Below are 25,503 nucleotides of genomic sequence, written 5' to 3' on the forward strand. Positions count from 1 at the left end.
GAGAGGTTTTTTTCTTTTTCAAGTATAAAGTTTGTCCGAACTGGCATACCTTCTATTATAGAGGACTGATTTTATCATTTAGGGGGCTATTTCCTGTGAAAACATGGTTACAACTCGTGTTTAATACGATTAAAGTATTTATCTTGTTTACGGGATGTACAATTTTATTTTATTATGGACTTATGTGGATCAATCAAGAATATCAAAGCTATCACCGTTATGATGAGCCTGAGGGCCAATCAGTAAAAGTTGCGGCGATGGTTACAGAATCGAAACCAAGTTTTATGGATCGGTTGAAATTATTTTATCACATTGGGGAGTAGAGCCAAGTTGGAAGAGCAGCTACATGATTTTTTACAGTATCTTATAGAAGATAGAGGGCTAGCGAAAAATACGATACTTTCATATGAAAGAGATATAAAGAAATATATAAAATATATAAAGGAAGTTGAACAGTTAGGAACATTCGATGATGTAACAAAAGTGCATATTGTGAACTTTTTAAAACATGGTAAAGTAAATGGACTTTCCACACAAACCCTAGCTAGAAACATAGCATCTATTCGTTCGTTCCATCAATTCATATTGAGAAGTCATAAGGTGACACATGACCCCTCTGTTCACATAGAAACTCCTCAATCGGAGAAAAAGCTTCCAAATATTCTTTCCTTGCAGGAGGTCGAATTATTATTAGATTCGCCAAAACAAGATAACGTTTATGGTGCTCGTGATAAGGCTATGATTGAGGTGCTGTATGCAACAGGTATACGTGTGTCCGAACTTGTATCCTTAAATGTAAACGACATACACCTAACAATGGGGTTTTTAAGATGCTATGGAAAAGGGAAAGAGAGAATCATACCTATTGGAAAAAAGGCAACTTTAGCAATAGAACGTTACCTAGAGAATAGTAGAGTGGAGCTGATCGGAAAGAAATCTACAGAAGCATTATTTCTTAATCATCATGGAAATAGACTGACAAGACAAGGGTTTTGGAAAATCCTGAAACGTCTATCTCAAGAAGCAAAAATCCAAAAAGATTTAACTCCACATACATTAAGGCATTCGTTTGCGACCCACTTGATTGAAAATGGAGCGGATCTTCGGGCAGTTCAAGAGATGTTAGGCCACTCAGATATTTCTACAACACAAATATATGCACAAGTTACAAAAGCTAGATTAAAAGATGTATATAATTCTTTTCATCCGAGAGCGTAGAAAAGAGCTATACATTCTCTAGCTTTTTTATATAGGACTTTTGATTAGATAATGATTGAAAGAATGAAATAAGAAAGCTATACTTTAGTTGTCTGACATCTGACTAATTAAATGTATTTTTTCTTAATTCTTGGACCCTTACTATTAGAATTTCAAATGTTTAAATAATGATATCTATGGGAGTAAATATATAGAGAAGTTCTGTTAAATGTATTGGAATGGGGAATAAATACATAGAGGGAAATAAAGGAGGTTTGTAAAATGAACAACTATCCATTTAGACGAATTTTTCTTATTGTAATGGACTCTGTCGGCATTGGAGAGGCTCCAGACGCACTGGAATTTAATGATGTTGGAGCTGATACGTTAGGACATATAGCTCAGTATCGGAATGGCTTACATATGCCCAATATGGCAAAATTAGGATTGAGCAATATACGTGAAATAGAGGGGATTCCGGTGCAGGAACAACCATTGGCATTTTTCACAAAAATGAAAGAGGCTTCTAACGGTAAGGATACGATGACAGGTCATTGGGAGCTTATGGGCTTACATATTGAAACACCATTTAAAACATTTCCAGATGGTTTTCCAGATGGGCTCATACATGACTTAGAAGAAAGAACCGGAAGGAAAGTAATCGGAAATAAACCAGCATCTGGTACAGAAATACTTGATGAACTAGGTAAACAGCATATGGAGTCAGGGGATCTCATCGTGTATACGTCAGCTGACTCTGTTCTGCAAATAGCAGCCCACGAAAAGATCATTCCCATCAAGGAACAATATGAGATTTGCAAGATCGCTCGGGAGTTAACACTGGATGAAAAGTATATGGTCGGACGTGTAATTGCTCGTCCGTTTGTTGGAGAGCCTGGTAACTTTCAAAGAACATCGAATCGTCATGATTACGCCTTGAAGCCATTTGGTCGAACAGTCATGAATGAAATGCAGGATCACAAACTTGACGTAATTGCAATTGGTAAAATCTCAGATATTTATGATGGGGAAGGTGTAACAAAAGCCTTACGTACAAAATCCAATATGGATGGAATGGATAAGCTGTTAGAATCTTTGGACATGAACTTTACAGGCCTAAGCTTTCTAAATTTAGTTGATTTTGATGCAGTTTATGGACACCGCCGTGACCCTAATGGCTATGGAGATGCTCTTGAAGAGTTCGACCAACGCATGCCAGAGGTGATGGATAAGCTAAATCAAGACGATTTGTTAATCATCACTGCTGATCACGGAAATGACCCTACTCATCATGGGACTGATCATACAAGAGAATATGTACCTTTATTAGTGTACAGTCCTTCATTTTCCATCGGTAAAGAAATAAAGGTTCGTTCTACATTCGCAGATGTTGGAGCAACCATTGCAGAAAATTTTAACATCCCATTACCAAAACACGGAACAAGTTTCCTAGCAGAACTTAAATAAGGAGGACAGTCAATGAATAAAGCTAGTATATCTAAAGCTGTAACTTATATTAAAGAGAAGCTTTCAGACACACCCAAAGTTGGCTTAATATTAGGATCTGGTTTAGGGGTTTTGGCAGACGAGATAGAAAACCCAGTAAAGATTCCCTATCATGAAGTCCCAGAATTTCCAGTTTCTACAGTTGAAGGACATGCAGGACAATTAGTAATCGGTAACTTAAATGGTATACCAGTTGTGGCCATGCAGGGTCGCTTTCATTTTTATGAAGGCTACAGCTTACATAAAGTAACATTTCCAGTCAGGGTAATGAAAGAATTAGGTGTTGAAACCATTATCGTTACGAATGCAGCCGGTGGAGTAAATACAGAATTTGAACCAGGTGATTTAATGATTATTACGGATCATATTAATAATATGAGCGTAAATCCTCTTATTGGTCCAAATGATTCCGAGCTAGGTGTTCGTTTTCCAGATATGTCATCAGCGTATACACATGAATTGAGAAAGCTAGTAAAAGATGTTGCAGCAAGGTTAGGTATAAAGGTACAAGAAGGTGTGTATTTAGGAAACACCGGTCCATCGTATGAAACACCTGCCGAAATTAGAATGATTCGAAAACTTGGGGCAGACGCTGTAGGGATGTCAACTGTCCCAGAGGTTATCGTTGCGAGGCACTCTGGTATGAAAGTGTTAGGCATATCATGTATTTCTAATATGGCAGCCGGGATATTAGACCAACCATTAACACATGATGAAGTTATGGAAACAACAGAACAAGCAAAAGCAAGCTTTTTAGCTTTAGTAAAAGAGACGGTTAAAGAAATCGGGGGGGCAATGTAATGGAACACATTTTAGCGAAAATGAAAGAAGCGGTATCATACATTGAAGGAAAAGTGAATGTTAAACCCGAGTTTGGTCTAATCCTAGGTTCAGGTCTTGGAGAATTAGCGAACGAAATTGAAGATGCTGTGAAAATTGATTATAGTCACATTCCTAATTTCCCTGTCTCAACAGTAGAAGGACATGCAGGTATGCTAGTAATTGGAACCTTACAAGGAAAAACTGTTGTAGCGATGCAAGGTCGCTTTCATTTTTACGAAGGTTACTCCATGCAAGAAGTAACCTTCCCAGTTAGAGTGATGAAGGGACTAGGTGTTCATTCAATTGTTGTGACAAATGCTTGTGGTGGAATGAATAAGAACTTTGAACCAGGAGATTTAATGATTATTGAAGACCATCTAAATATGACGGGGAATAATCCTTTAATTGGTCCGAATGAAAGTGAGTTTGGTCCACGCTTCCCGGATATGAGTCGGGCGTATACTCCTTCTTATATTCAAACAGTAAAAGAAGTAGCAGCTCGATTAAATATCAAGGTTCAGCAAGGCGTATATGCCGGTATTACAGGGCCAACTTATATGACACCGGCCGAGTTAATTATGCTTCGCAATTTAGGTGCTGATACAATCGGTATGTCCACGGTACCTGAAGTCATTGTCGCAAGCCATATGGGTCTTAAAGTATTAGGAATATCTTGTATTACAGATATGGCCATTGGTGAAGAGCTTGAGCCATTAACACACGAGCAAGTTGTGGAAGTAGCAAATAGAACGAAGCCAAAGTTTATCCAGCTTGTCAAAGAGTTTCTTGCTTCTGCTAAATAATAAAGAATTTTTATACACTGTTAGAAGTTAAAGGTGGTCACTATATGAGAATGGTAGATCTAATTCAAAGAAAGCGCGATGGGCAAACATTATCAGCTGACGAAATTAATTTTATAATTAACGGATACACAGATGGAATTATTCCAGATTATCAAATGAGTGCATTTGCTATGGCTGTTTATTTCAAAGATATGAGCGATCAAGAGCGAGCTGATTTAACAATGGCAATGGTTGAGTCTGGTGAAAAAATTGATTTGTCTAATATTTTTGGAATTAAAGTTGACAAACATAGCACGGGAGGAGTCGGAGACACAACGACACTCGTATTAGGTCCACTTGTTGCATCTGTAGGTGTACCGGTTGCTAAGATGTCAGGTAGAGGTCTTGGTCATACAGGTGGTACAATTGATAAATTAGAGGCGGTCCCTGGGTTTACTGTGGAAATTACAAATGAAGAATTTGTCAAACTGGTCAATCAAAATAAAATAGCTGTAATTGGTCAAAGCGGGAATTTGACGCCAGCTGATAAAAAGCTGTATGCACTTAGAGACGTCACAGCAACTGTTAATACTATTCCACTTATTGCTAGCTCGATTATGAGTAAAAAAATTGCAGCTGGCGCAGATGCTATTGTCCTTGATGTTAAAACTGGGGCTGGAGCATTTATGAAAAATTTGGATGAAGCGAAAGAGTTAGCACAAGCGATGGTTGACATTGGCAACAATGTTAACCGCAAAACAATGGCTGTTATTTCAGATATGAGCCAGCCATTAGGATTTGCTATAGGAAACGCTTTAGAGGTAAAAGAAGCAATCGATACTTTAAAGGGAGAAGGTCCTAAGGATTTAGAAGAACTTTGTTTAACATTAGGCAGCTACATGGTGTATCTCGCAAACAAAGCAGACACCCTTGAAGCAGCAAGAAATATGTTAGAAGAAGTAATTCGAAATGGAAATGCTCTAGAGACATTTAAGACATTTCTTCGAGCACAAGGCGGAGATGATTCAGTCGTTGACGATCCATCAAAACTTCCACAAGCCCAGTACAAAATAGAGTTACCTGCTAAAGAAGATGGTTATGTATCAAGTATCGTTGCTGACAGTATTGGAACAGCTGCCATGATTCTAGGGGCTGGGCGTGCAACAAAAGAATCTACCATTGATTTGGCTGTCGGTCTTGTATTAAATAAAAAAATTGGAGATTCAGTGAAAAAAGGTGATTCATTAGTTACTATTCATAGTAATCAAGAAGACGTTGAACAAATTAAAGAAAAAATCTATAGTGCCATTCAAATTGAGAGTAATAAAGTTAAATCACCCATATTAATATACGATACAATCACTGCTACAACTTAACCGAGGGCTACGCTCCTCGGTTTTTTTTTGTCCACTCGGCGGGGTACTTAACAAATGTTGACAGTTAACAAGTAAATATGCGCCACTAAATTGACCGGTAAAAAGTCCAAAATCGGTTGATAAATAACCAAAATCGGCTTGTAATTTTAAAATGGATTGGTATTTTGGTAAATTGGCGATTGTAACTTAATCAATTCTTTGGCCAGTAAACAATACTTGTAAACATAAGCCGTCAGATTGGGAGATTACTCTTCAGTAAACAGGCCAAATGGTCCTCAGTGAAGCCCCTTACTTGGAACAATTAAGCATTGCAACCTTCACATCTAAAAAAGATGGCTCCATTTATTAATTTATCTTACCAAATTGTATAAAATTCCCGCCATTGGTAAAAATGTCTTCTATAAAGAATGGAGGGGTTCTGTATGATAAAACATGTTTTACTACGGATAGTATATATGACATTAGCGTTTTCATTGATGTTTCCTGCGTTTGCTTACGGTGAAGAAACACAAGTTAATTTAGCTGAAAATGCAAAATCTGCTGTTTTAATGGAACGTGATACTGGAACAGTGCTATATGACAAAAATAGTCATGAAAAGCTTCCACCGGCCAGTATGACAAAGATCATGACTATGGTTTTAATTATGGAAGCCATTGATAATGGAAGCTTGACCTTAAACGAAAAAGTTAGAACAAGTGAATATGCAGCGTCAATGGGAGGCTCACAAATCTTTCTTGAGCCTGGAGAGGAAATGACTGTTGAAGAAATGTTGAAGGGAATTGCAATTGCATCCGGAAATGATGCATCAGTCGCAATGGCTGAAAGAATTGCAGGCTCTGAAGAAGCATTTGTACAAAAAATGAATGAAAAAGCAAAAGAACTCGGTTTAAAAAATACAAACTTCGTCAATCCAACCGGACTTCCTGCTGAAAATCATTACAGCACAGCCTATGATATGGCTGTCATGGCAAAAGAATTGCTGAAATATGATTTAATTACAAAATATACGAGTATGTATGAAGATTACTTAAGACAGGACACAGATAAAAAATTCTGGCTTGTCAATACAAATAGGCTTGTGAAGTTTTATCAAGGTGTTGATGGATTAAAAACAGGCTACACAAGTGAAGCGAAGTATTGCTTAACTGCAACAGCGAAAAAGGATAATATGCGTGTAATTGCGGTTGTAATGGGTGCCCCAACACCGAAAGAACGAAATGCTCAAATTACGAAAATGCTCGATTATGCATTTAGTCAATACAAGACTCATCCTATGTTAGAGAGAAACGCAGTTGTTGCGAAGGTGAAAGTTGGTAAAGGAAATCTTAGACAAGTAAATGTAGCAACTTCTGAATCCATTTCTGTGCTAACAAAAAAGGGTGAATCCATTGATGATGTAACTCAGGAAGTTAAATTAAACGAAAATGTTAAAGCACCTGTTCAAAAAGGGGATGAACTTGGAAAACTTATCCTAAAAAAGAATGATAAAGTCATTGTTGAAAGTCCACTAGTTTCAGCAGAAGATGTTCAAATCGCAAGCTGGTGGCAATTGTTCAAAAGAACATTCGGATCCTTTACGAAAGCCTCATAAGAAAATTGACTAATAATAACGAATTACCACTAGTTTTGTCACCTTGAAGGAATTCAAAATAGAAATATCGAAATGACTCACTAGACTTAGAAACAAGGAGGAATACATAGTGAGTCTTTCCATTGACTTAGAGGTAAAACACAATGTGCTTTGCATCCGTCTTGCAGGTGAATTAGATCATCATACTGCAGAGGATTTACGATCACAGGTTACTGATTATTTAGAAAAGAATTCTATCAATCATATTATTTTAAATCTTGAGCATTTATCATTCATGGATAGCTCAGGCTTAGGGGTCATTTTAGGACGTTATAAGCAAATTAAAAATAATGGTGGAGAAATGGTTGTATGTTCAATCTCCCCAGCTGTCAAGAGATTGTTCGATATGTCAGGGTTGTTCAAAATTATTCGCTTAGAAAAAAGTGAAAGTTTTGCACTTGAAACATTGGGGGTGGCGTAATGAAAAACGAAATGCACCTTCAATTTTCTGCACTCAGTCAAAATGAATCCTTTGCACGTGTTACAGTAGCTGCATTTATTACTCAATTAGATCCAACGATGGACGAATTAACAGAAATAAAAACGGTCGTTTCTGAGGCTGTTACAAACGCAATAATCCATGGTTATGAAAATAATCCAGAGGGCATTGTCTATATTTCCGTTACGTTAGAGGATGGAACTGTACACTTAACGATTCGAGATGAAGGAATTGGCATACTTGATATTGAAGAGGCCCGACAGCCATTGTTTACAACAAAACCTGAACTGGAACGTTCTGGAATGGGCTTTACGATAATGGAAAATTTTATGGACCATTTTGAAGTCGAATCTCATGAAACGCAGGGTACTACCATCCGCCTAACAAAGCATTTAACGAAAAGCAAAGCGCTTTGTAATTAAGGGAGAATGTGTATGGATGTGGAGGTCAAAAAAAACTCACAAAATGAAACGTACTTAAAAGATCATGAGGTTAAAGAATTAATAAAAAGAAGTCAAAATGGTGAGCAAGCTGCTAGAGATTTAATCATACAAAAAAATATGAGGCTCGTATGGTCTGTCGTTCAGCGTTTTTTAAACAGGGGCTATGAGCCGGATGATTTGTTTCAAATAGGAAGTATAGGTCTTTTGAAATCGGTCGATAAGTTTGATTTATCCTATGATGTAAAATTTTCAACCTATGCTGTTCCGATGATTATTGGAGAAATTCAACGGTTTATACGAGATGATGGTACGGTCAAGGTGAGCAGGTCATTAAAAGAAACGGGTAATAAAATTCGTAAGGCAAAAGATGAACTTTCTAAAATACTTGGCAGGGTTCCCACTATTCATGAGATTGCGGAGCGATTAGAGATTACGCCAGAGGATGTGGTACTAGCTCAGGAAGCTAGTAGAGCTCCTTCTTCCATCCATGAAACAGTGTATGAGAATGATGGGGATCCCATCACATTGCTTGACCAAATCGCTGACGATACTGAAACAGGTTGGTTTGATAAAATTGCCTTACAAGAAGCGATCAGAGATTTGGATGAACGAGAAAGATTGATTGTTTTTCTAAGATACTATAAAGACCAAACACAGTCTGAGGTTGCTCTCCGGCTAGGTATCTCACAGGTACAGGTCTCAAGATTAGAAAAGAAAATACTACAACAAATGAAAGATCGAATGGGTGTTTAGCCTATTTGATCTTTTTTTATAGGTTAAAAAAGAAGAGTATCTGGTGTTTAGTTTAAACAATTTTACGGCTAAATCCGGCTCCTGCGCCTTTTGCTCTTTGGTCATGGTAATTAATGGTGGTCATGGATAGAAAGTATTTCAGATACCTTAAACAACCATACTACATGTTACAAGGAAATTGCCCGAGTAGGATGTGATACCGATGGATGAAATCATTACAATTCGAATGAGGCACAAAATTGAAGTACAACCCAATCACACGGTTACAATCGGGGATCTCGCACAAATTATTGGTAAGGAATCTTTGAAGGAAGAAGTATGTAACACGATCATTTATCACGTAAATATGAGTGATAAAAATATAGTTGTGATCGATGTCATGAAGGTGATTGATAAACTACAAAGTGTTCTTCCGAATGTAGAAGTCCAAACAATTGGCTCTTCTCAAACCATCGTTGAAATAATGTATAAAAAGAGGAGTTTTTCGGCGGTTTACTTTGTAGGCGTATGGCTCTTATTATTTATCGGTGCTGCTCTAGCTATCATGAATTTTCATGAAGATGTAAGTATGAGAGAGGTTCACCAACGTATTTATTACATTATCACCGGTGAAGAAAAGGAGAAGCCGCTTATGTTTCAAATACCATATTCCATTGGTTTAGGACTTGGAATGGTGTTGTTTTTTAATCATTTATTCAGAAAGAGAATTAATGAAGAGCCAAGTCCACTCGAAGTAGAGATGTTTAACTACCAGCAGGATTTAGACCGTTATGTCATGATGAATGAAAACAAAGAAAGTACGAAAAAAATACATGATCATTAAAGTTTTGATTGTTCTTTTTGTGGGTCTAGCTGGTGGTATTGCAGTCGGTGCTGGATTTGTAGCATTTTTATCAGTTCTAGGTGTAATTCCTCGGTTAACACAATTAACAAAAACCACTAAATTCATTCAAGCGTATGAATGGGGGATTGTGTTCGGTGCAATATCTGGTGGAATTGTCAGTCTCCGTGATATTTCATTTGGGATGACCCCATTTGTTCTTATCATACTTGGAACCTTTGCTGGAATATTTGTAGGAATGCTAGCAGCCGCACTCACCGAGGTATTGAATGTGCTTCCAATCCTTGCTAAAAGAATTGGCATCTTTGATAAAATTGTCATTTTACTAATGGCAATTGTGTTAGGGAAAATAGTTGGTTCATTATTTCATTGGATATACTTTGTTGACCTTTAGAAGGAGATGTTCAATATGAAAGAACATTCAAAAATGAAAAAGGACTATCATCATCACATAAAAAGCTTTCAACCAAAAGTTCCTTACATTTCAAATGGAATAAAGGCTTTCCTAGTGGGAGGCTTTATTTGTCTAATTGGTCAAGGGATTCAAAATTTTTTCATTACCTATTTTGGCTTTACTGAGAAAACAGCTGGAAATCCAACCATTGCTACACTAATTCTAATCTCCTCATTATTAACTGGATTTGGAGTATACGATAAAATTGGTCAATTCGGAGGTGCAGGTTCTGCTGTTCCAGTGACTGGATTTGCTAATTCTTTAACAAGTGCAGCATTAGAACATAGAAGTGAAGGGATTGTCTTAGGTGTAGCAACCAATATGTTCAAACTAGCAGGTAGTGTGATTGTATTTGGTGTAGTAGCGGCGTATGTTGTAGGTGTTATTAGATATTTTTATAAAATGCTCTTTTTATAAGGGGGAATATTCATGAAATTAGTAGGAAAACAATCGTGGGTATTTCAACAACCTCTTTTTGTACAATCTACAGGTACTGTAGTTGGACCGAAGGAGGCAGCTGGTCCATTGAGTGAACATTTTGACCATACGTATTCGGATCTTTATTGTGAACAAGATAGTTGGGAGTTAGCTGAACGTCATCTTATGAATCAAGCCATTGAATACTGTCTCCATAAGGCGAATATTACGAAGCATGAAGTAGATTTCTTTTTGGCTGGAGACCTGTTGAATCAGAATGTAACCGCTAATTATGTAGCGAGGAGCCAGCAAATTCCGTTTTTATGCATGTTCGGTGCTTGTTCAACATCAATGGAAACATTAGCTGTAGGTGCTGCTCTCATTGATGGTGGCTTTGCGAATCAAATAATAGCAGCCACTAGCAGTCATAATGCTACTGCTGAGAAGCAATTTCGAAATCCAACTGAATATGGTGGACAAAAACCAGATACTGCAACATTTACTGTAACAGGTGCTGGAGCAATACTAATAGGAAAGAAAAAAAGTCCAATTAAGATCACTAGTGCAACGATTGGCAAGGTTGTTGACTACGGAATAAAAAATCCTTTCGACATGGGATCTGCTATGGCGCCAGCAGCAGCTCAAACAATCAGCCAGCATTTACAGGATTTAAATAGGAGACCAAGTGACTATGATTTAATTGTAACTGGTGATCTTTCATCCATTGGTTCACCCATTTTAAGAGAATTATTACTGGAAGAAAATATTGACATTTCGAGTGTGCACAATGATTGTGGATTAATGATTTACTCACCTGATCAAAGAGTGTTTGCAGGAGGAAGTGGTTGTGCATGTTCAGCGGTTGTAACGTTTAGCTACTTAGTTAAACTCTTAGCTGAACGGAAATTTTATCGGATATTAGTTGTAGCAACAGGAGCTCTGTTAAATCCAACAATGATTAAGCAAAAAGAAACCATACCTTGTATTGCCCATGGCGTAGTATTTGAATCCAACAACGAAGTAGGTGATTCTTGATGGATTATTTAGTAGCCTTTCTTGTAGGAGGCTTCATCTGTCTAATTGGCCAAGTGCTCCTCGACTTTTTCAAATTTACTCCGGCACATGTCATGAGTATTTTTGTCGTAACGGGGGCAATTTTGGATGGTTTTGGATTATATGACAAATTAATTGAATTTGCAGGGGCAGGGGCAACTGTACCCATAATAAGCTTTGGCCACTCACTTTTACACGGTGCAATGGAAAAATCGGAACAACACGGGTTTCTTGGGATAGGTATGGGAATATTCGAATTAACTTCTGCGGGAATATCGTCAGCTATATTATTTGCGTTTATCATTGCCATTATTTTTAAGCCGAAAGGATAAATGATATGGAGAGAAAGAGAAAGGTTATTTTAGTTACAGACGGAGATGAATATGCTCTTAGGGCAGTTGAGTATGTTTCTAATAAAATTGGTGGGAGATGTATTTCACAGTCCCAAGGAAACCCAACTCTGCTTTCTGGCAAACAACTTGTTAACCTTATTATACAAACTCCATATGATCCTGTATTTGTATTATTTGATGATTGTGGATATATAGGTGAAGGGGCAGGGGAGCATGCCTTACTTTATGTTGCCAATCATGAGCAAATAGAAGTAGTAGGTGTAATTGCAGTTGCTTCAAATTCTCACAGTATTGAATGGACCAAGGTTGACGTTTGTATTGATCGATTCGGAGAATTGACAGAGTTTGGCATTGATAAAGGTGGACTACAAGAACTAGAAGTTGGAAGAATAAATGGTGATACAGTGTATTGTTTGGACCAACTAGACGTCCCCATCATTGTTGGAATCGGTGATATTGGTAAGATGGCGGGTAGGGATGATATCACAAAAGGATGCCCAATCACGTTAAAAGCAGTTGAAGTCATTTTAGAAAGGAGTGGAATAAAATGACCGAACAAAATACAACTTCTAATAGGCCAATATCTTCAAAGTTAGCTGAAAATGAGCAGTTTTTTAAAGACAGAATAGGTGTAGGCACTAGCTTCGATTTAGGTATTCGAAAATTCAAAGTATTAGACACCAATATACAAATGCTTTACTTAAATGGAATGTGTGACACCCAGTTCATCATTAATATCTTAAGAGAAGTAATCAATTTAAATGAACGGGAAAAGGCTAAAGGCAATGCGTTTGAAATTATTGAAAACAGAGTTAATCATCAATCTGTGGAAACTGTTAAGAATTTAGATGAAGTTGTCGATAAAGTAATGGCTGGACTCATTATCTTTTTTGTTGAGGGTGAATCAAAAGCTTTAGTTGTCGATGTTCGAAGTTATCCAGGGAGGAATCCTCAAGAACCTGATACAGAAAAGGTAATTCGTGGTTCTAGGGATGGATTTACAGAAAATATTATCATTAATACTGCATTAGTTCGGAGAAGGATTCGAGATGAAAGAATTAGACACGAAATTCTCCAAGTAGGTGAAAGATCAAAAACAGATGTCTGTATTGCTTATTTACAGGACGTTGCAGATCCAAACCTTGTGAAGATTATTAAAAAGGAAATTGAATCGATTCAAACAGATGGTTTGACAATGGCGGATAAAACGATCGAGGAATTCCTTGTGAAACAAGGCTATAATCCATATCCTCTTGTAAGGTATACGGAAAGACCTGATGTAGCAGCTTCACATATGCTAGAAGGTCACGTGATCATAATTGTAGATACTTCACCAAGTGTCATCATTACTCCTACTACTTTTTTTCATCATGTCCAGCATGCAGAGGAATATAGACAAGCTCCTGCCGTTGGAACCTTTGTAAGATGGGTTCGTTTTATTGGAATATTAGCGTCAGTGTTTTTACTGCCATTATGGTTTCTGATGGTTTTAGAACCATCATTATTACCTGAGAATCTTAGCTTTATTGGTCCAAGTGAAAAGAAAAATATTCCGATTGTCGTGCAGTTATTTTTAGCTGATCTAGGGATTGAGTTCTTAAGGATGGCGGCCATTCATACACCAACACCACTTGCAACAGCTATGGGTTTGATTGCAGCTGCATTAATTGGACAAATTGCCATTGATGTAGGGCTATTTGTCCCAGAAGTTATACTTTACGTTGCTGTAGCTGCTATTGGGTCATTTGCAACACCAAGCTATGAACTAAGTATCGCCAACAAAATATCAAGACTAATTTTACTAATTCTAGTCGCCATATTCCATGTGCCGGGATTAGTTGTAGGATCAACTTTATTTATCCTATTTTTAGCAAGTATCCGCTCGCTAGACACACCTTACTTATGGCCATTTTTACCGTTTGACCCGGTCGCATTTTTAAAGATTCTTGTAAGGTCATCTGTACCTGGTTCAACATTACGTCCAAGCATTGCAAAACCACAAAACAAAAAGCGTCAACCTGCATAATCTATTGCACGAAAGATGACAATATGATAAAGTTTTGTTTAATAAATTAAAGAATAAAAGTAAAAACAGTTAATAGCATCCTATGCTATTAACTGTTTTTTTAAACAATAAATGATGTCGGAATGAGGGGAATATAGCATGTATTTTCATGGGACAAGTACAGTTAATGAAAAGGGTCATCTAGAAATTGGTGGAGTAGATACAGTAGCGCTAGCAGAGCAATATGGGACACCACTATATGTGTATGACGTTGCATTAATAAAAGAGCGTGCACGAGGATTTTGTAAAACATTCGAAGACTTGCAGGTGAAAGCACAGGTTGCATATGCAAGTAAGGCGTTCTCATCTATCGCCATGTTCCAACTTATTGAGGAGGAAGGCTTAAGTTTAGACGTCGTTTCTGGGGGTGAATTGTACACGGCATTAACAGCGGGTTTTCCTGTGGAACGAATTCACTTTCATGGAAACAATAAAAGTCAACATGAAATAGAAATGGCATTAAAAGCTGGAATCGGTTGTTTTGTCGTAGATAACTTTTATGAATTAACCTTACTAGAAGAGACATGTCGGGACCTTCAGATTAAGACAAATATATTAATTCGAGTGACACCAGGAATTGAAGCTCATACTCACGATTACATTTTAACAGGACAGGAAGATTCAAAGTTTGGCTTTGATTTGCAAAGTGGACAAGCAGATGAAGCAATAAAGCTTATTCAAACGTTTGAATATGTAAGCCTTTTAGGTATTCATTCACACATTGGATCACAAATCTTTGAAACGACTGGATTTGTCATGGCCGCTGAAAAACTGCTAGAAAAAGTAAAGACTTGGAAAGAGGAGCTTAACTATATTCCAAAGGTACTAAACTTAGGAGGCGGATTTGGAATTCGCTACACGGCAGAAGATGATCCAATACCAGTAGCTGATTACGTGAAAGAAATTGTTTCTGTAGTGAAGTCAAAGGTTGACGAGATGAAGATTGAACTTCCTGAAATCTGGATTGAACCAGGTAGATCGTTAGTTGGAGATGCAGGGACAACACTCTATTCGATTGGTTCTAGAAAAGAAATACCTAACGTGAGAAAGTATGTTGCAGTAGATGGGGGAATGAGTGATAATATTCGTCCCGCATTATATGAAGCTAAATATGAGGCTATATTAGCTAATAGAGTTAATGATACGAAGGATGAGGTCGTATCAATAGCAGGTAAGTGCTGTGAATCGGGTGATATGCTGATTTGGGATTTACCTTTACCAAAGAGCTCATCTGATGATATACTAGCTGTCTTCTGTACAGGAGCTTATGGATATTCAATGGCGAATAACTATAATCGAATCCCACGTCCACCTGTATTATTTGTTGAAAATGGGAATATTGATCTCGTTGTTAAAAGAGAAACCTATGAAGATATCATTAAATTGGATCTACCAATGAAACAAACAATACAACAAAAATAAGAGCCAATTGGCTCTTTTTTTGTTGTATAAGAAATGATAAAAGTTTTTATTGTGAATAATTTGGCAAGCAAATCTGAATCTGGCTTCACCGCCCAGCCCGCCTGAGGTCAAATAACCTAAAGTTAATAATGGGAAAAAGCGCCCTTTTCTCATTTCAAAACATTTGCTCTGCCTTAGGTACCCTGGCGCATGCGCCTTTTGTTCTTGGTTCAAAATTATTTAAACAAAGCTTTAATTGCATCAATGAGACTAACGAAAAAGTCTTGAAGTTTTGTTAAAAAATTTTGTCCTTCTTCAGATTGCAGAAAAGTAGTCAGTTTTTCCTTTGCAATGTTTAGTTGTTCCCCCACTTGATTCCAATCGATATTTAGTTCTTTCATTTTGTTAAATAGTGCAAGTAGACTCGAAATATGTTCTTCTGTGAGGGTAATACCTAATTCCTTTGCCGCTGCTTCAATAATGGCACGTAATTCAGCATCAGTTTGTGGTGCATTCTCTGCCATCTTTTCTTTAATGAGTGCCATTAATGCGGCTGCATCCTCCGTTCCAATGACATCACCAAGCTCTGCTGTTTTCACCATTTCCTCATTGGCAATTTGCTTAACGTCTTCTGGAATAGCTTGTTCAGAAGATAACTCATACGCTTTTAATAGACCTGTGAGAGCAGCTGTACCCGATACAGGAAATGGGGCTGTAATATAAATTTTAGCATCTTTTACACCGGCAGTAATCAAAGCATTTGTGTACATAGCTTCTGTTACCCATGTTATATTATTTGTCTCAACAATTAACCCAGAATCAGGATCTGTAATGGTAATAATTGATGAAGATAGTGCTTTTGTACCTATTTGACTTTTAGGTATATACTCTCCTAGATATTTATGTTCTTCAGTATTGGATACCGTTACAATCTGTGCCTCTTCAGGCGCATTCATTTCAGATAATAACGCTTGTTTTTGCTCTTCAGTTAAGTTTTCTCCTAGTGTGATGATGCTATCTCCCACTACAACATCTGCTAGAGCATGTAGAGGAAGGGCAAACAAAGTAACCAATACAAATAGAGCTAAAAACCGTCTTCTCAAGAAAACATCTCCCTTCAAAAATAAAACCTACTAATAATTATATACACCTAATTGATAAGAATATAAACAAGAAATAAAAAAATACTAATTTAGTTAAAGAGTATTACTATTTATTGCTTTTCCTATCACTAGATTTCCATTTTATTTTTCTTTATCGTATAATCAATAGGAATAGCTTACATACATAGGAATTGAAAGGAGTACGTACATATGAGTAAATATGCAGTTATTGATTTAGAAAAAGGTGGACAAGTAAAAATTGAATTGTTTCCAAATGAAGCACCGGGTACAGTTGAAAATTTTGAAAAACTAATTAAAGAAGGTTTTTACAATGGCTTAAATTTCCACCGTGTCATACCTGGTTTCGTGGCACAAGGTGGTTGTCCACATGGTACTGGGACGGGTGGGCCTGGTTATACGATTAAATGTGAAACAGAAGGAAATCCTCATAAACACGAACGAGGATCCTTGTCAATGGCTCATGCTGGTAAGGACACAGGTGGCTCACAATTTTTCATCGTTTTTGAGCAACAACCACACTTAAATGGTGTTCATACCGTATTTGGAAAAGTAGTAGAAGGTATGGAATACGTGGATGATATTGGACAAGGCGACAAAATGAAAGAAGTGAAAATAATCGAGGAATAAGACGTATACCAATAGGTACCGATTAAATTCCATTAAATTGCATAAACTATGTGAGAATCCTCTAAAAGGAGTGTCTCATATGGCAAAAAGAAACGAGAAAACTTCCAAAGAAGTGGATCAAAAAGCATTAGTGAATAAGAAGGCTAATCGCGAGAATGATCACATTAGACAAGTGGGACCTAGAGGTGTCCCTAACCAATAAGGAGCCTATTAGGCTCCTTATTTTATTCACTAAACCCACTTCTAGACACGAATGCTTTTAATTGTGTTATAATGAGAAAAATTAATAAGTTCAGTCGAAATCCTTCGGGGCTGGGTGAAATTCCCAACCGGCGGTGAGGAGAATGTTGTTCATTTTCTAAGCCCGTGAGCCTTTTATTGTACTACATATTAGGTTGATCTGGTGAAATTCCAGGGCCGACAGTATAGTCTGGATGGGAGAAGGATGTTAAGACGCAAAAAGGAAAATAGGATAAAAATTCTGCGAGTCTGTCCACTTTAGAAAGAGGATAGTTATTTTCTATGCAGAAAAAGCTTATCAGCCTTATTGTGACCTTCACATCACCCTTAGGAATCCATTCTTAAGGTTTTTTTATTTGCTATTGGATGTAAAAGCTTATATAAGAAAGAAATGATTAAACACCCTCTCGATTGGATTTCTCCTTTTAACGTTTCAGAAAGAATTCTCGTTTGAGGGGCGTAGCCCTACGATAAGGCTAGTTGTTTTTCAAATAGAGTAGGATAACGATAAATATTGTTCATAATGGGGGGATTCCTTTGACAGATATAGAATACATGCGTATTGCCCTATCTCTTGCATCAAGCGTAAAAGGTCAGACTAGACCTAATCCGCCAGTTGGTTCAGTCGTTGTAAAAGATAATAGAATTGTTGGATTAGGAGCCCATTTAAAGGCAGGAGAGGCACATGCTGAAGTTCATGCCATTCAAATGGCTGGTAATCTAGCGGAAGGGTCCGATGTTTATGTAACTCTAGAGCCATGTAGCCACTATGGCAAGACACCTCCTTGTGCCAATTTGTTGGTAGAGAAAAAGGTTAAACGGGTTATTATTGCAACCACAGATCCAAATCCACTTGTGTCTGGAAAGGGAATTGAGATTCTTCAAAAGGCTGGAATTCAGGTAGATGTAGGAGTATTACAATACGAAGCACACGATCTTTATGAAGAATTTTTCTATTATATAACAAATAAAAAGCCGTATGTAACTTTAAAAACTGCGCTAACTCTTGATGGAAAGACAGCGGCTTTTACAGGCGATAGTAAATGGATTACAGGGGAAGAAGCAAGAGAAGACGTCCATCGTTATCGTCATACTCACGATGCCATTCTTGTTGGGGTTAATACGGTTATACAGGATGATCCAAGTTTGACTACGAGACTCCCAGGTGGAGGTGGGCGTCACCCTATCCGCATCGTCTTAGATCATCGACTACGAACACCTATACAATCAAGACTACTAACAGATGGTCTTAGTGATGTTTGGATATTTACGGGATCTTCTGTAACAGAGGAGCAAAAACTCCCTTTTATTGAGAAGGGAATTAGAATCTTTCAGTTAGATCAAGAGAGAATAAACATTAAAACAATGTTACACCGTCTAGGTGAAGAGTCCATCACCTCTCTACTAGTTGAAGGTGGTTCTGAGGTGAATGGAAGTTTTCTAAAGGAGCATGCTTTTAATCAAGTAATAGCGTATCTTGCACCTAAACTTATTGGAGGGAAACATGCCCCAGGGTTTATTGGTGGAGAAGGGTTTGAATTGATGAGTGAAGCATTACAGCTTGAGTTTAGATCAGTAGAGACACTAGGTAATGATATAAAAATCGTAGCAATACCTAGGTAAAGGGGGACCCAAAATTGTTTACTGGAATCATCGAAGAAATTGGAATGATTGATAGAATGGTCGGGCAAGGTGAAGCGATAGAGATGACCATTAAAGCTCAGACTATTTTAAAGGATGTAAAGCTAGGCGATAGTATTGCAGTGAATGGTGTCTGTTTGACAGTCACGTCTTTTTCAAAAAGTCAATTCACAGTTGATGTAATGCCTGAAACGGTTAGAGCTACTTCTTTAAAAATGCTAAAGAAAGGTTCTAACGTTAATCTTGAACGTGCTATGGCTGCAAATGGAAGGTTTGGGGGCCATTTTGTATCTGGTCATGTCGATGGACTTGGAACCATTTTGAAAAAGACAAAAGTCGCGAATGCGGTCTACTATGAAATCGAAACATCTGAATTAATCAGTCAGTATATCATGCTTAAAGGTTCTATAGCAGTTGATGGAACAAGCTTAACGATTTTTGGTGTAACTGATCAAACGTTTACAATATCATTAATTCCACACACTCTTTCAGAAACCGTCCTAGGAATAAAAGATGTTGGAGATGTCGTTAATTTAGAATGTGACATGCTAGCGAAGTATGTTGAGCGGTTTGTGAATAAAAAATCAGCTCTAGGTAAACAATCCTCTCTTTCAGCAAGTTTTTTAGAAGAGCATGGATATTTGTAAATACAAAAGGGGTGTTATACATGTTTGATCGTATAGAAGAAGCAATCTATGAACTAATGCAAGGGAAGGTGGTTATCGTTTGTGACGATGAAGATCGTGAAAATGAAGGGGATTTCGTTTCCTTAGCAGATAGAACCACACCAGAAGTAATTAATTTTATGATTAAACATGGCAGAGGTTTAGTTTGTGCTCCAATATCCCAAGAGACAGCAAAAAGATTAGACCTTGTACCAATGGTGAACCATAACACAGATTCACATGGGACAGCTTTTACTGTAAGCGTTGATTATAAAACGACAACAACTGGAATTAGCGCGTTTGAACGTTCAGAAACGATACAAAGACTTATTGATCCTGATGCAAAAGCGGGTGATTTTAAAAGACCTGGGCATATATTCCCTCTTATTGCAAAAGACGGCGGAGTACTAAGGCGTGCGGGCCATACAGAGGCTGCTGTTGATTTAGCAAAATTATGTGGTTCAGCACCCGCTGGAGTCATTTGTGAAATCATTAATGAGGATGGAACAATGGCGAGGGTTCCTGATTTGCGAAAAATTGCTGATGAACATGATCTGAAAATGATTACAATAAAGGATTTAATCTCATATCGACGAAAGAAAGAAAAACTCATTAACCGAGAAGTAGAAATTAATCTTCCGGGAGAATTCGGTGAGTTTAGAGCAATTGGTTACTCTAATGTGATAGATCAACAAGAACACATCGCAATTGTTAAAGGAGAAATTGTCGAGGATGAACCGGTTCTAGTTCGAGTTCATTCTGAATGTTTAACGGGTGATGTTTTTGGCTCTTATCGTTGTGATTGCGGACCTCAATTGCATGCTGCTCTTGCCCAAATTGAAAAAGAAGGCAAAGGCGTTTTATTATACATGCGCCAAGAGGGCAGAGGTATAGGGTTACTAAATAAGATGCGAGCATATAAGCTTCAAGAAGAAGGCTATGATACGGTTGAAGCAAATGAAAAATTAGGATTTGCTCCTGATTTACGAGATTATGGAATAGGAGCGCAAATCTTAAAAGACCTTGGAATCACAAAAATGAGATTATTAACAAATAATCCAAGGAAAATTGCAGGGTTAAATGGGTATGGTCTTGAAGTAGTAGACAGAGTACCATTACAACTGCCGTTGAAGAAAGAAAATGAAAGCTATTTGAAGACAAAGCATCAAAAACTAGGGCATATGCTCCATTTTTAAGATTTCTTCGACTTTACGAATAGAAAAGGGTTTATGTATGATAGCAACATACATAAATCGACATAACCTAATGGAAGGGGTTCACATATAATATGGGAAAAGTATTTGAAGGTCATTTAGTCGGGTCTGGTCTAAAGGTAGGAATTGTAGTTGGGCGATTCAATGAGTTTATTACAAGCAAGCTACTAGGTGGTGCACAAGATGCACTTAGAAGGCATGGTGTCTCTGAAGAGGATGTCGACATTGCATGGGTACCTGGTGCATTTGAGATACCACTTATTGCAAAAAAAATGGCAGAATCGAAAAAGTATGATGCGGTTATTACGTTAGGAACAGTTATTAGAGGTTCAACACCTCATTTTGATTATGTTTGTAATGAAGCTGCAAAAGGAGTTTCGGCAGTTGGCCTGCAATCTGGAGTACCTGTGATTTTTGGTGTATTAACAACAGATACCATCGAACAGGCTGTCGAACGTGCAGGTACAAAGGCGGGAAATAAAGGTTGGGAAGCAGCAGCTTCTGCAATTGAAATGGCAAACTTAACTCGTTCCTTTGAATAATGTTTTAAGTAGCGGTTCTTTGGAGATAATGAACCTTTAGAAGCATAAGGGAAAAGCTTACTATGTATGACTTGCTTGTTGTTTTTGTATAATTATTAATCATGAAAGTTATTTCGATAATGAGGGGTTACTATGTTAATTCGATATAAGAAAAATTTTGAAAAAATAGCAATGGGTCTTCTTTCTTTTATGCCAACTGAAAAAGATTTGAAAAAGCTTCAACAATCAATGCGACAATATGAAACTGATGAGAATTGGCAACTGTTTTTATGGAAAGAAGAGGACATTATCGGGATAATTGGTGTTATAAGTAATGATCATAATAATATAGAAATACAGCATGTTTGTGTGAATCCATCACATCGTCACCAAGGAATTGGAAAGAAGATGGTACTAGCATTAAAAGAAGTAATGCCCGATAAAACCATTGTACCAACAGAACATACAGCTGCTTTTTTAGAAAAATGTCACCGTATAGAAGAAGGGGAGTAGCCCCCTTCTTCGTTTTTATTTTCTCTTTTTTTCTTTTTGTCTTTCACGCTCCATAATCACATCTGAGCGGTCTCTAAGAGTGTGTTTATTAAGTAAGTACTGGTTTGTTAAATCACTATCACTTCCCCAAATCACTTCCCTTAATGAGCATTCTTTTAGGCATGCTTGCATTAATGCATGGTCGGAAATCGGGATGTTTAAGCTTTTATACGGATTTCTGGCTTTTATGTCACTAAGACGCTCTTTTAAAGTAGATAGAAGCTTTCTGTCATCGATTCCTAAAGAGTGCACTTGAACTCGTTCGTCTTCCAAAATTGAAATTGCTTTTTCAAGGGTTCGCTGGGCACCAGGAAAATTTCCTCGTCTGTGGTGATAGAAAGAAACAGCAATCTGTATAAATCCTACCCAAAATTGATCACGTGCTCCACGCTCTTTTTCTTTCCAAAATTCTTCTAATACTTCATGGCATTCAAAATAATCTCGATCACCGTGAAAATGCACTAAATAATCTATGAAAGCTTGAGGATACACAATAATGCTCCCTTCATGTATTGTTTATTCCACTTAATAGTAACATACCAAACAATAAGTTGAGGTCTTTCCAAGATTCATAAGAAATATATGGAATGAAATGATTGTAAAAAACTTATTGGACTCGATTTGAATATAGAATATACTTATTATAACTTAAGTATGAATGGAACTAGATTTGGTGGGATGTTTGTGCAATACAATGTAAAGCTTGATGCATTTGAAGGACCATTAGACCTTCTTTTGCACTTAATAAATCGATATGAAATTGATATATACGATATTCCAATGGCGGAGTTAACGGAACAGTATCTTCTGTATGTGTATGCCATGCAAGAACTTCAGCTTGATGTAGCAAGTGAATATTTGGTTATGGCTGCGACGCTTTTAGCTATAAAAAGTAAAATGTTACTACCAAAGCAAGAAGAGGTTCTATTAGACGATGAACTTGGATATGAGGTGGGGGAAGATCCAAGAGAAGAGTTAATGAGAAGATTAATTGAGTACCGTCGATATAAAGAGGCTGCTCGAGATTTAAAAAGCCTTGAGGAAGAGCGAGGACAAATGTTTACTCGTGCCCCAAGTGATTTAAGTGAGTACCAGGGAGCTTTTGAAGTAGAGAGAAAAGTAGTGGATGTAAGCGTTTATGATATGTTAGGTGCATTTCAAAAGTTATTACGACGAAAAAAACTACAAAGACCATTACAAACTAAAATTGCTAGGCAAGAAATCTCGATTGAAACAAGAATGGGTCAAATCAAAGATGAACTTTCGTTACTTCAGCCTAACGAACGAAAAAATTTCTTGGATTTATTTCCTTACGAGGATAAACAACACATTGTTGTAACTTTTTTAGCATTATTAGAATTAATGAAGCAAAATTCAATTGTGATTGAGCAAGAAAATAACTTTTCAGACATATTTCTTTCCATGAAATAAAATGAAAGGAGAGGCAGCATATGAATATACATAGTTGGAAAGCGATTATCGAAGGTATATTGTTTGCGGTTGGGGATGAAGGATTAACCCTTAAGCAACTATCAACAATATTAGAATTGCATGAAGATACAGTTTCAGATATTATTGATCAAATGAAACTGGATTATAACGAAGAAACAAGAGGACTTCAGATTCTTGAGCTCGCTGGCACATTCCAACTAGCAACGAAAAAGGAACATGCTCCTTTTTTTCAAAAGCTAATGGAAACACCTTCAAGCTCTACATTGTCACAAGCTGCACTTGAGACATTAGCAATCGTTGCCTATCGTCAACCCATTACTCGTGCAGAAATTGAGGAAATTCGAGGTGTTAAAACGGAAAGACCTATCCAAACGCTAGCTTCAAAGTTATTAATAAAAGAGGTTGGGCGTGTAGAAGGTACAGGTAGAGCCATACTTTATGGAACGACAAAAGAGTTTCTTGATTACTTTGGATTAAAATCAATTGAAGAGCTTCCTAAACTTCCAGAGAGTACAGATGAAGATTTTGTACAGGAAGAAGCAGATTTATTTTTTGAAAAATTTGCAGAAGCATTTGAAGATATATCTTAAACATATGATAAGATGAAGGTAAAATACAGATGGAAAGGTGAGAGTATGAAAATTATAGAATGTAGAGGGTATGAGCTTGAGAAGGCTCAACCAAATACCTCTGAAGATTTTTTTAATCGTTCTGAAGTGACATTTATCGAAGACGGTGAACAGAAAACGTTTCATCTCTTATACGTTAGATATTTTGATGAGCTTTATTCACAATTCACACCATTTACGGAAGATCCGATCTTTACTGTAAATGGGGAAGAGGTTTATTTTAAAGACATCGTTGCGCTTGTGTGCTTATTAAAGAATCCTAGTTTTTTAAACAGAAAACGAGTTTATATTAACACTGAAAAGGAATTTTCACAATATTTTAAAGAGGTTAACTTTGAAAAAGTAAAGGAATTATTTCAGCAATTAAAAAGTAAAGGGAGTTATGAATTATCATCTCCATTACTACTGATTGAACAACCATAAAGGAAGTACTCACCTAGATAGAATTATACATATTGGCTCGCAGATGAAGGGGAGGATATTGACATGGGGAATACAATAGTACAAAATCAGCTAAAACAAGTAGAGAGCTTCTTACAGGACACTGTCACATTAATATCAGCTTATCTTGATGATACAACCATTTCATCACTTCAAAGTGAATTAAATAGTACTACGAACGGAGATTACTGTAAGCTGCTTCTAAGTGGACTAAGAAGGCTCGTTGTTTTTTGTGAGGAAGGACTTGACGCTTGCCAAGTAGTACTTAGAAATGAACCATTCCGCAAGCCTGCTGCTGAAAAGACTCTTTATAAGATTTACCATCAGTGCATTGAAGAATTTTTTTCTCCTAAAAATGATGTTTGGCATGAAAACAGTCGTTCTGCATATACAGGAAAGAATGCCATAAAATTTGCTGAAGAGGCTCCTAGCTCCACTCAACTGCTCTTCTCTAAGCTTGAAGGGAAATTTCAAGGTGTACGTGAAGAGCTTGAATATTATGAAACTGATTATCGAACAAAAATGGCACAGTCATAAGTGTAATAGGCTTAATTGCATGACAAAAGGGATCCCGGTGGATCCCTTTTTTGTTGAAAAACCTTCTCAAAAGATATTTTTAGTATGTCCAGCTCTGTTAATGAACATTTCACACGTTAATCCACATTAAAATGTCGAATAACTCCTGTTAATGAACATTTCACACGTCAAACCACATTAAAATGTCGAATAACTCCTGTTAATGAACATTTCACACGTCAAACCGGGTTGGCCCCCTTATTTAGGACACTTACTTTAAATATCTCTTTTTATCTTAGTTTTTCATTTTTTCTTATAAAGAGGAAATTGCCCCCACTATTTTACTCT

At 37.1% G+C, this 25,503-nt stretch carries 31 protein-coding genes and 1 riboswitch; of the genes, 29 read left to right on the forward strand and 2 right to left on the reverse strand.

Annotation, left to right across the window (positions count from 1 at the left end):
- Nucleotides 1-95: 95 nt before the first annotated feature.
- The 18 genes from ACFSCX_RS19910 to lysA all read left to right on the forward strand — a co-directional run bounded on the left by ACFSCX_RS19910 (nucleotide 96) and on the right by lysA (nucleotide 15,554).
- The gene (locus tag ACFSCX_RS19910) at nucleotides 96-323 is read left to right on the forward strand and encodes a YqzK family protein (protein WP_377930005.1); all 228 of its coding nucleotides are present in this window, start codon (nucleotides 96-98) and stop codon (nucleotides 321-323) included.
- A 7-nt stretch (nucleotides 324-330) separates the two neighbouring features.
- Entirely contained in the window at nucleotides 331-1,218 is an 888-nt protein-coding gene (gene xerD, locus ACFSCX_RS19915; protein ID WP_377930006.1) for a site-specific tyrosine recombinase XerD, read from the forward strand.
- 261 nt (nucleotides 1,219-1,479) lie between these two features.
- Nucleotides 1,480-2,664: a phosphopentomutase gene (gene deoB, locus ACFSCX_RS19920; RefSeq protein WP_377930007.1), complete on the forward strand. Its 1,185-nt coding sequence runs from the start codon at nucleotides 1,480-1,482 to the stop codon at nucleotides 2,662-2,664.
- Nucleotides 2,665-2,676: 12 nt separating this feature from the next.
- Nucleotides 2,677-3,504 (forward strand): purine-nucleoside phosphorylase, encoded by an 828-nt coding sequence (locus ACFSCX_RS19925; protein ID WP_377930008.1) that lies wholly within the window; start codon nucleotides 2,677-2,679, stop codon nucleotides 3,502-3,504.
- A complete protein-coding gene (locus tag ACFSCX_RS19930) occupies nucleotides 3,504-4,328 on the forward strand; it encodes a purine-nucleoside phosphorylase (protein ID WP_377930009.1) in 825 nt (274 codons plus the stop codon). Before ACFSCX_RS19925 ends, ACFSCX_RS19930 begins: the two co-directional genes overlap by 1 nt.
- Before the next feature lie 44 nt (nucleotides 4,329-4,372).
- Entirely contained in the window at nucleotides 4,373-5,683 is a 1,311-nt protein-coding gene (locus ACFSCX_RS19935; RefSeq protein ID WP_377930010.1) for a pyrimidine-nucleoside phosphorylase, read from the forward strand.
- A 476-nt stretch (nucleotides 5,684-6,159) separates the two neighbouring features.
- The gene (locus ACFSCX_RS19940; RefSeq protein ID WP_377930038.1) at nucleotides 6,160-7,275 is read left to right on the forward strand and encodes a D-alanyl-D-alanine carboxypeptidase family protein; all 1,116 of its coding nucleotides are present in this window, start codon (nucleotides 6,160-6,162) and stop codon (nucleotides 7,273-7,275) included.
- Between the two features lie 109 nt (nucleotides 7,276-7,384).
- Entirely contained in the window at nucleotides 7,385-7,735 is a 351-nt protein-coding gene (gene spoIIAA, locus ACFSCX_RS19945; RefSeq protein ID WP_377930011.1) for an anti-sigma F factor antagonist, read from the forward strand.
- On the forward strand, nucleotides 7,735-8,175 hold the full coding sequence (gene spoIIAB, locus ACFSCX_RS19950; RefSeq protein WP_377930012.1) for an anti-sigma F factor: 441 nt from the start codon (nucleotides 7,735-7,737) through the stop codon (nucleotides 8,173-8,175). Before spoIIAA ends, spoIIAB begins: the two co-directional genes overlap by 1 nt.
- A 12-nt stretch (nucleotides 8,176-8,187) precedes the next feature.
- On the forward strand, nucleotides 8,188-8,949 hold the full coding sequence (gene sigF / locus ACFSCX_RS19955; RefSeq protein ID WP_377930013.1) for an RNA polymerase sporulation sigma factor SigF: 762 nt from the start codon (nucleotides 8,188-8,190) through the stop codon (nucleotides 8,947-8,949).
- Nucleotides 8,950-9,151: 202 nt separating this feature from the next.
- Nucleotides 9,152-9,772, forward strand: coding sequence for a stage V sporulation protein AA (locus ACFSCX_RS19960; protein ID WP_377930014.1), 621 nt, complete (start codon nucleotides 9,152-9,154; stop codon nucleotides 9,770-9,772).
- Nucleotides 9,762-10,184, forward strand: coding sequence for a stage V sporulation protein AB (locus ACFSCX_RS19965; protein WP_377930015.1), 423 nt, complete (start codon nucleotides 9,762-9,764; stop codon nucleotides 10,182-10,184). The genes ACFSCX_RS19960 and ACFSCX_RS19965 overlap by 11 nt, the downstream gene beginning before the upstream one ends.
- 33 nt (nucleotides 10,185-10,217) lie before the next feature.
- Nucleotides 10,218-10,661, forward strand: coding sequence for a stage V sporulation protein AC (gene spoVAC / locus ACFSCX_RS19970; protein ID WP_377930039.1), 444 nt, complete (start codon nucleotides 10,218-10,220; stop codon nucleotides 10,659-10,661).
- Between the two features lie 12 nt (nucleotides 10,662-10,673).
- The gene (gene spoVAD, locus ACFSCX_RS19975; RefSeq protein WP_377930016.1) at nucleotides 10,674-11,696 is read left to right on the forward strand and encodes a stage V sporulation protein AD; all 1,023 of its coding nucleotides are present in this window, start codon (nucleotides 10,674-10,676) and stop codon (nucleotides 11,694-11,696) included.
- A complete protein-coding gene (spoVAE, locus tag ACFSCX_RS19980) occupies nucleotides 11,696-12,046 on the forward strand; it encodes a stage V sporulation protein AE (RefSeq protein ID WP_377930017.1) in 351 nt (116 codons plus the stop codon). Before spoVAD ends, spoVAE begins: the two co-directional genes overlap by 1 nt.
- Before the next feature lie 5 nt (nucleotides 12,047-12,051).
- Nucleotides 12,052-12,618 (forward strand): stage V sporulation protein SpoVABEA, encoded by a 567-nt coding sequence (spoVAEA, locus tag ACFSCX_RS19985; RefSeq protein ID WP_377930018.1) that lies wholly within the window; start codon nucleotides 12,052-12,054, stop codon nucleotides 12,616-12,618.
- Nucleotides 12,615-14,093: a spore germination protein gene (locus tag ACFSCX_RS19990; protein WP_377930019.1), complete on the forward strand. Its 1,479-nt coding sequence runs from the start codon at nucleotides 12,615-12,617 to the stop codon at nucleotides 14,091-14,093. The genes spoVAEA and ACFSCX_RS19990 overlap by 4 nt, the downstream gene beginning before the upstream one ends.
- Before the next feature lie 138 nt (nucleotides 14,094-14,231).
- Nucleotides 14,232-15,554 (forward strand): diaminopimelate decarboxylase, encoded by a 1,323-nt coding sequence (lysA, locus tag ACFSCX_RS19995; protein ID WP_377930020.1) that lies wholly within the window; start codon nucleotides 14,232-14,234, stop codon nucleotides 15,552-15,554.
- A gap of 215 nt (nucleotides 15,555-15,769) precedes the next feature.
- Here lysA and ACFSCX_RS20000 read toward each other — a convergent pair whose 3' ends face one another.
- Nucleotides 15,770-16,636 carry a DUF1002 domain-containing protein gene (locus tag ACFSCX_RS20000; protein WP_377930021.1) on the reverse strand — a complete coding sequence of 289 codons (867 nt, stop codon included), beginning with the start codon at nucleotides 16,634-16,636 and terminating at the stop codon, nucleotides 15,770-15,772.
- Between the two features lie 210 nt (nucleotides 16,637-16,846).
- Between ACFSCX_RS20000 and ACFSCX_RS20005 the strand changes: the two genes are divergently transcribed.
- From ACFSCX_RS20005 to ACFSCX_RS20035, 7 genes are all read left to right on the forward strand, one after another.
- Nucleotides 16,847-17,284, forward strand: a complete 438-nt coding sequence (locus ACFSCX_RS20005) for a peptidylprolyl isomerase (RefSeq protein ID WP_377930022.1) — start codon at nucleotides 16,847-16,849, stop codon at nucleotides 17,282-17,284.
- A 79-nt stretch (nucleotides 17,285-17,363) separates the two neighbouring features.
- On the forward strand, nucleotides 17,364-17,486 hold the full coding sequence (locus ACFSCX_RS20010) for a hypothetical protein (protein WP_377930023.1): 123 nt from the start codon (nucleotides 17,364-17,366) through the stop codon (nucleotides 17,484-17,486).
- A 96-nt stretch (nucleotides 17,487-17,582) separates the two neighbouring features.
- Nucleotides 17,583-17,734: riboswitch (FMN riboswitch) on the forward strand.
- A gap of 327 nt (nucleotides 17,735-18,061) precedes the next feature.
- Nucleotides 18,062-19,147 carry a bifunctional diaminohydroxyphosphoribosylaminopyrimidine deaminase/5-amino-6-(5-phosphoribosylamino)uracil reductase RibD gene (ribD, locus tag ACFSCX_RS20015; RefSeq protein ID WP_377930024.1) on the forward strand — a complete coding sequence of 362 codons (1,086 nt, stop codon included), beginning with the start codon at nucleotides 18,062-18,064 and terminating at the stop codon, nucleotides 19,145-19,147.
- Between the two features lie 14 nt (nucleotides 19,148-19,161).
- Entirely contained in the window at nucleotides 19,162-19,812 is a 651-nt protein-coding gene (gene ribE / locus ACFSCX_RS20020; protein WP_377930025.1) for a riboflavin synthase, read from the forward strand.
- Between the two features lie 20 nt (nucleotides 19,813-19,832).
- A complete protein-coding gene (locus ACFSCX_RS20025) occupies nucleotides 19,833-21,026 on the forward strand; it encodes a bifunctional 3,4-dihydroxy-2-butanone-4-phosphate synthase/GTP cyclohydrolase II (RefSeq protein WP_377930026.1) in 1,194 nt (397 codons plus the stop codon).
- Nucleotides 21,027-21,118: 92 nt separating this feature from the next.
- Entirely contained in the window at nucleotides 21,119-21,586 is a 468-nt protein-coding gene (gene ribH / locus ACFSCX_RS20030) for a 6,7-dimethyl-8-ribityllumazine synthase (protein ID WP_377930027.1), read from the forward strand.
- Nucleotides 21,587-21,718: 132 nt separating this feature from the next.
- Nucleotides 21,719-22,078, forward strand: coding sequence for a GNAT family N-acetyltransferase (locus tag ACFSCX_RS20035; RefSeq protein ID WP_377930028.1), 360 nt, complete (start codon nucleotides 21,719-21,721; stop codon nucleotides 22,076-22,078).
- A 15-nt stretch (nucleotides 22,079-22,093) separates the two neighbouring features.
- Here the strand turns inward: ACFSCX_RS20035 and ACFSCX_RS20040 are convergent, their stop codons facing one another.
- A complete protein-coding gene (locus tag ACFSCX_RS20040; protein WP_377930030.1) occupies nucleotides 22,094-22,609 on the reverse strand; it encodes a DUF309 domain-containing protein in 516 nt (171 codons plus the stop codon).
- A gap of 186 nt (nucleotides 22,610-22,795) precedes the next feature.
- Between ACFSCX_RS20040 and ACFSCX_RS20045 the strand changes: the two genes are divergently transcribed.
- From ACFSCX_RS20045 to ACFSCX_RS20060, 4 genes are all read left to right on the forward strand, one after another.
- Nucleotides 22,796-23,548 carry a segregation/condensation protein A gene (locus ACFSCX_RS20045; RefSeq protein WP_377930040.1) on the forward strand — a complete coding sequence of 251 codons (753 nt, stop codon included), beginning with the start codon at nucleotides 22,796-22,798 and terminating at the stop codon, nucleotides 23,546-23,548.
- 20 nt (nucleotides 23,549-23,568) lie between these two features.
- Nucleotides 23,569-24,159, forward strand: coding sequence for an SMC-Scp complex subunit ScpB (gene scpB / locus ACFSCX_RS20050; protein ID WP_377930031.1), 591 nt, complete (start codon nucleotides 23,569-23,571; stop codon nucleotides 24,157-24,159).
- Nucleotides 24,160-24,204: 45 nt separating this feature from the next.
- Nucleotides 24,205-24,621: a hypothetical protein gene (locus tag ACFSCX_RS20055; protein WP_377930032.1), complete on the forward strand. Its 417-nt coding sequence runs from the start codon at nucleotides 24,205-24,207 to the stop codon at nucleotides 24,619-24,621.
- A gap of 63 nt (nucleotides 24,622-24,684) precedes the next feature.
- A complete protein-coding gene (locus ACFSCX_RS20060; RefSeq protein WP_377930033.1) occupies nucleotides 24,685-25,176 on the forward strand; it encodes a YpuI family protein in 492 nt (163 codons plus the stop codon).
- Nucleotides 25,177-25,503: the final 327 nt, after the last annotated feature.

It is taken from the genome of Bacillus salitolerans (assembly GCF_042680805.1).
Classification (GTDB): domain Bacteria; phylum Bacillota; class Bacilli; order Bacillales; family SA4; genus Bacillus_CJ; species Bacillus_CJ salitolerans.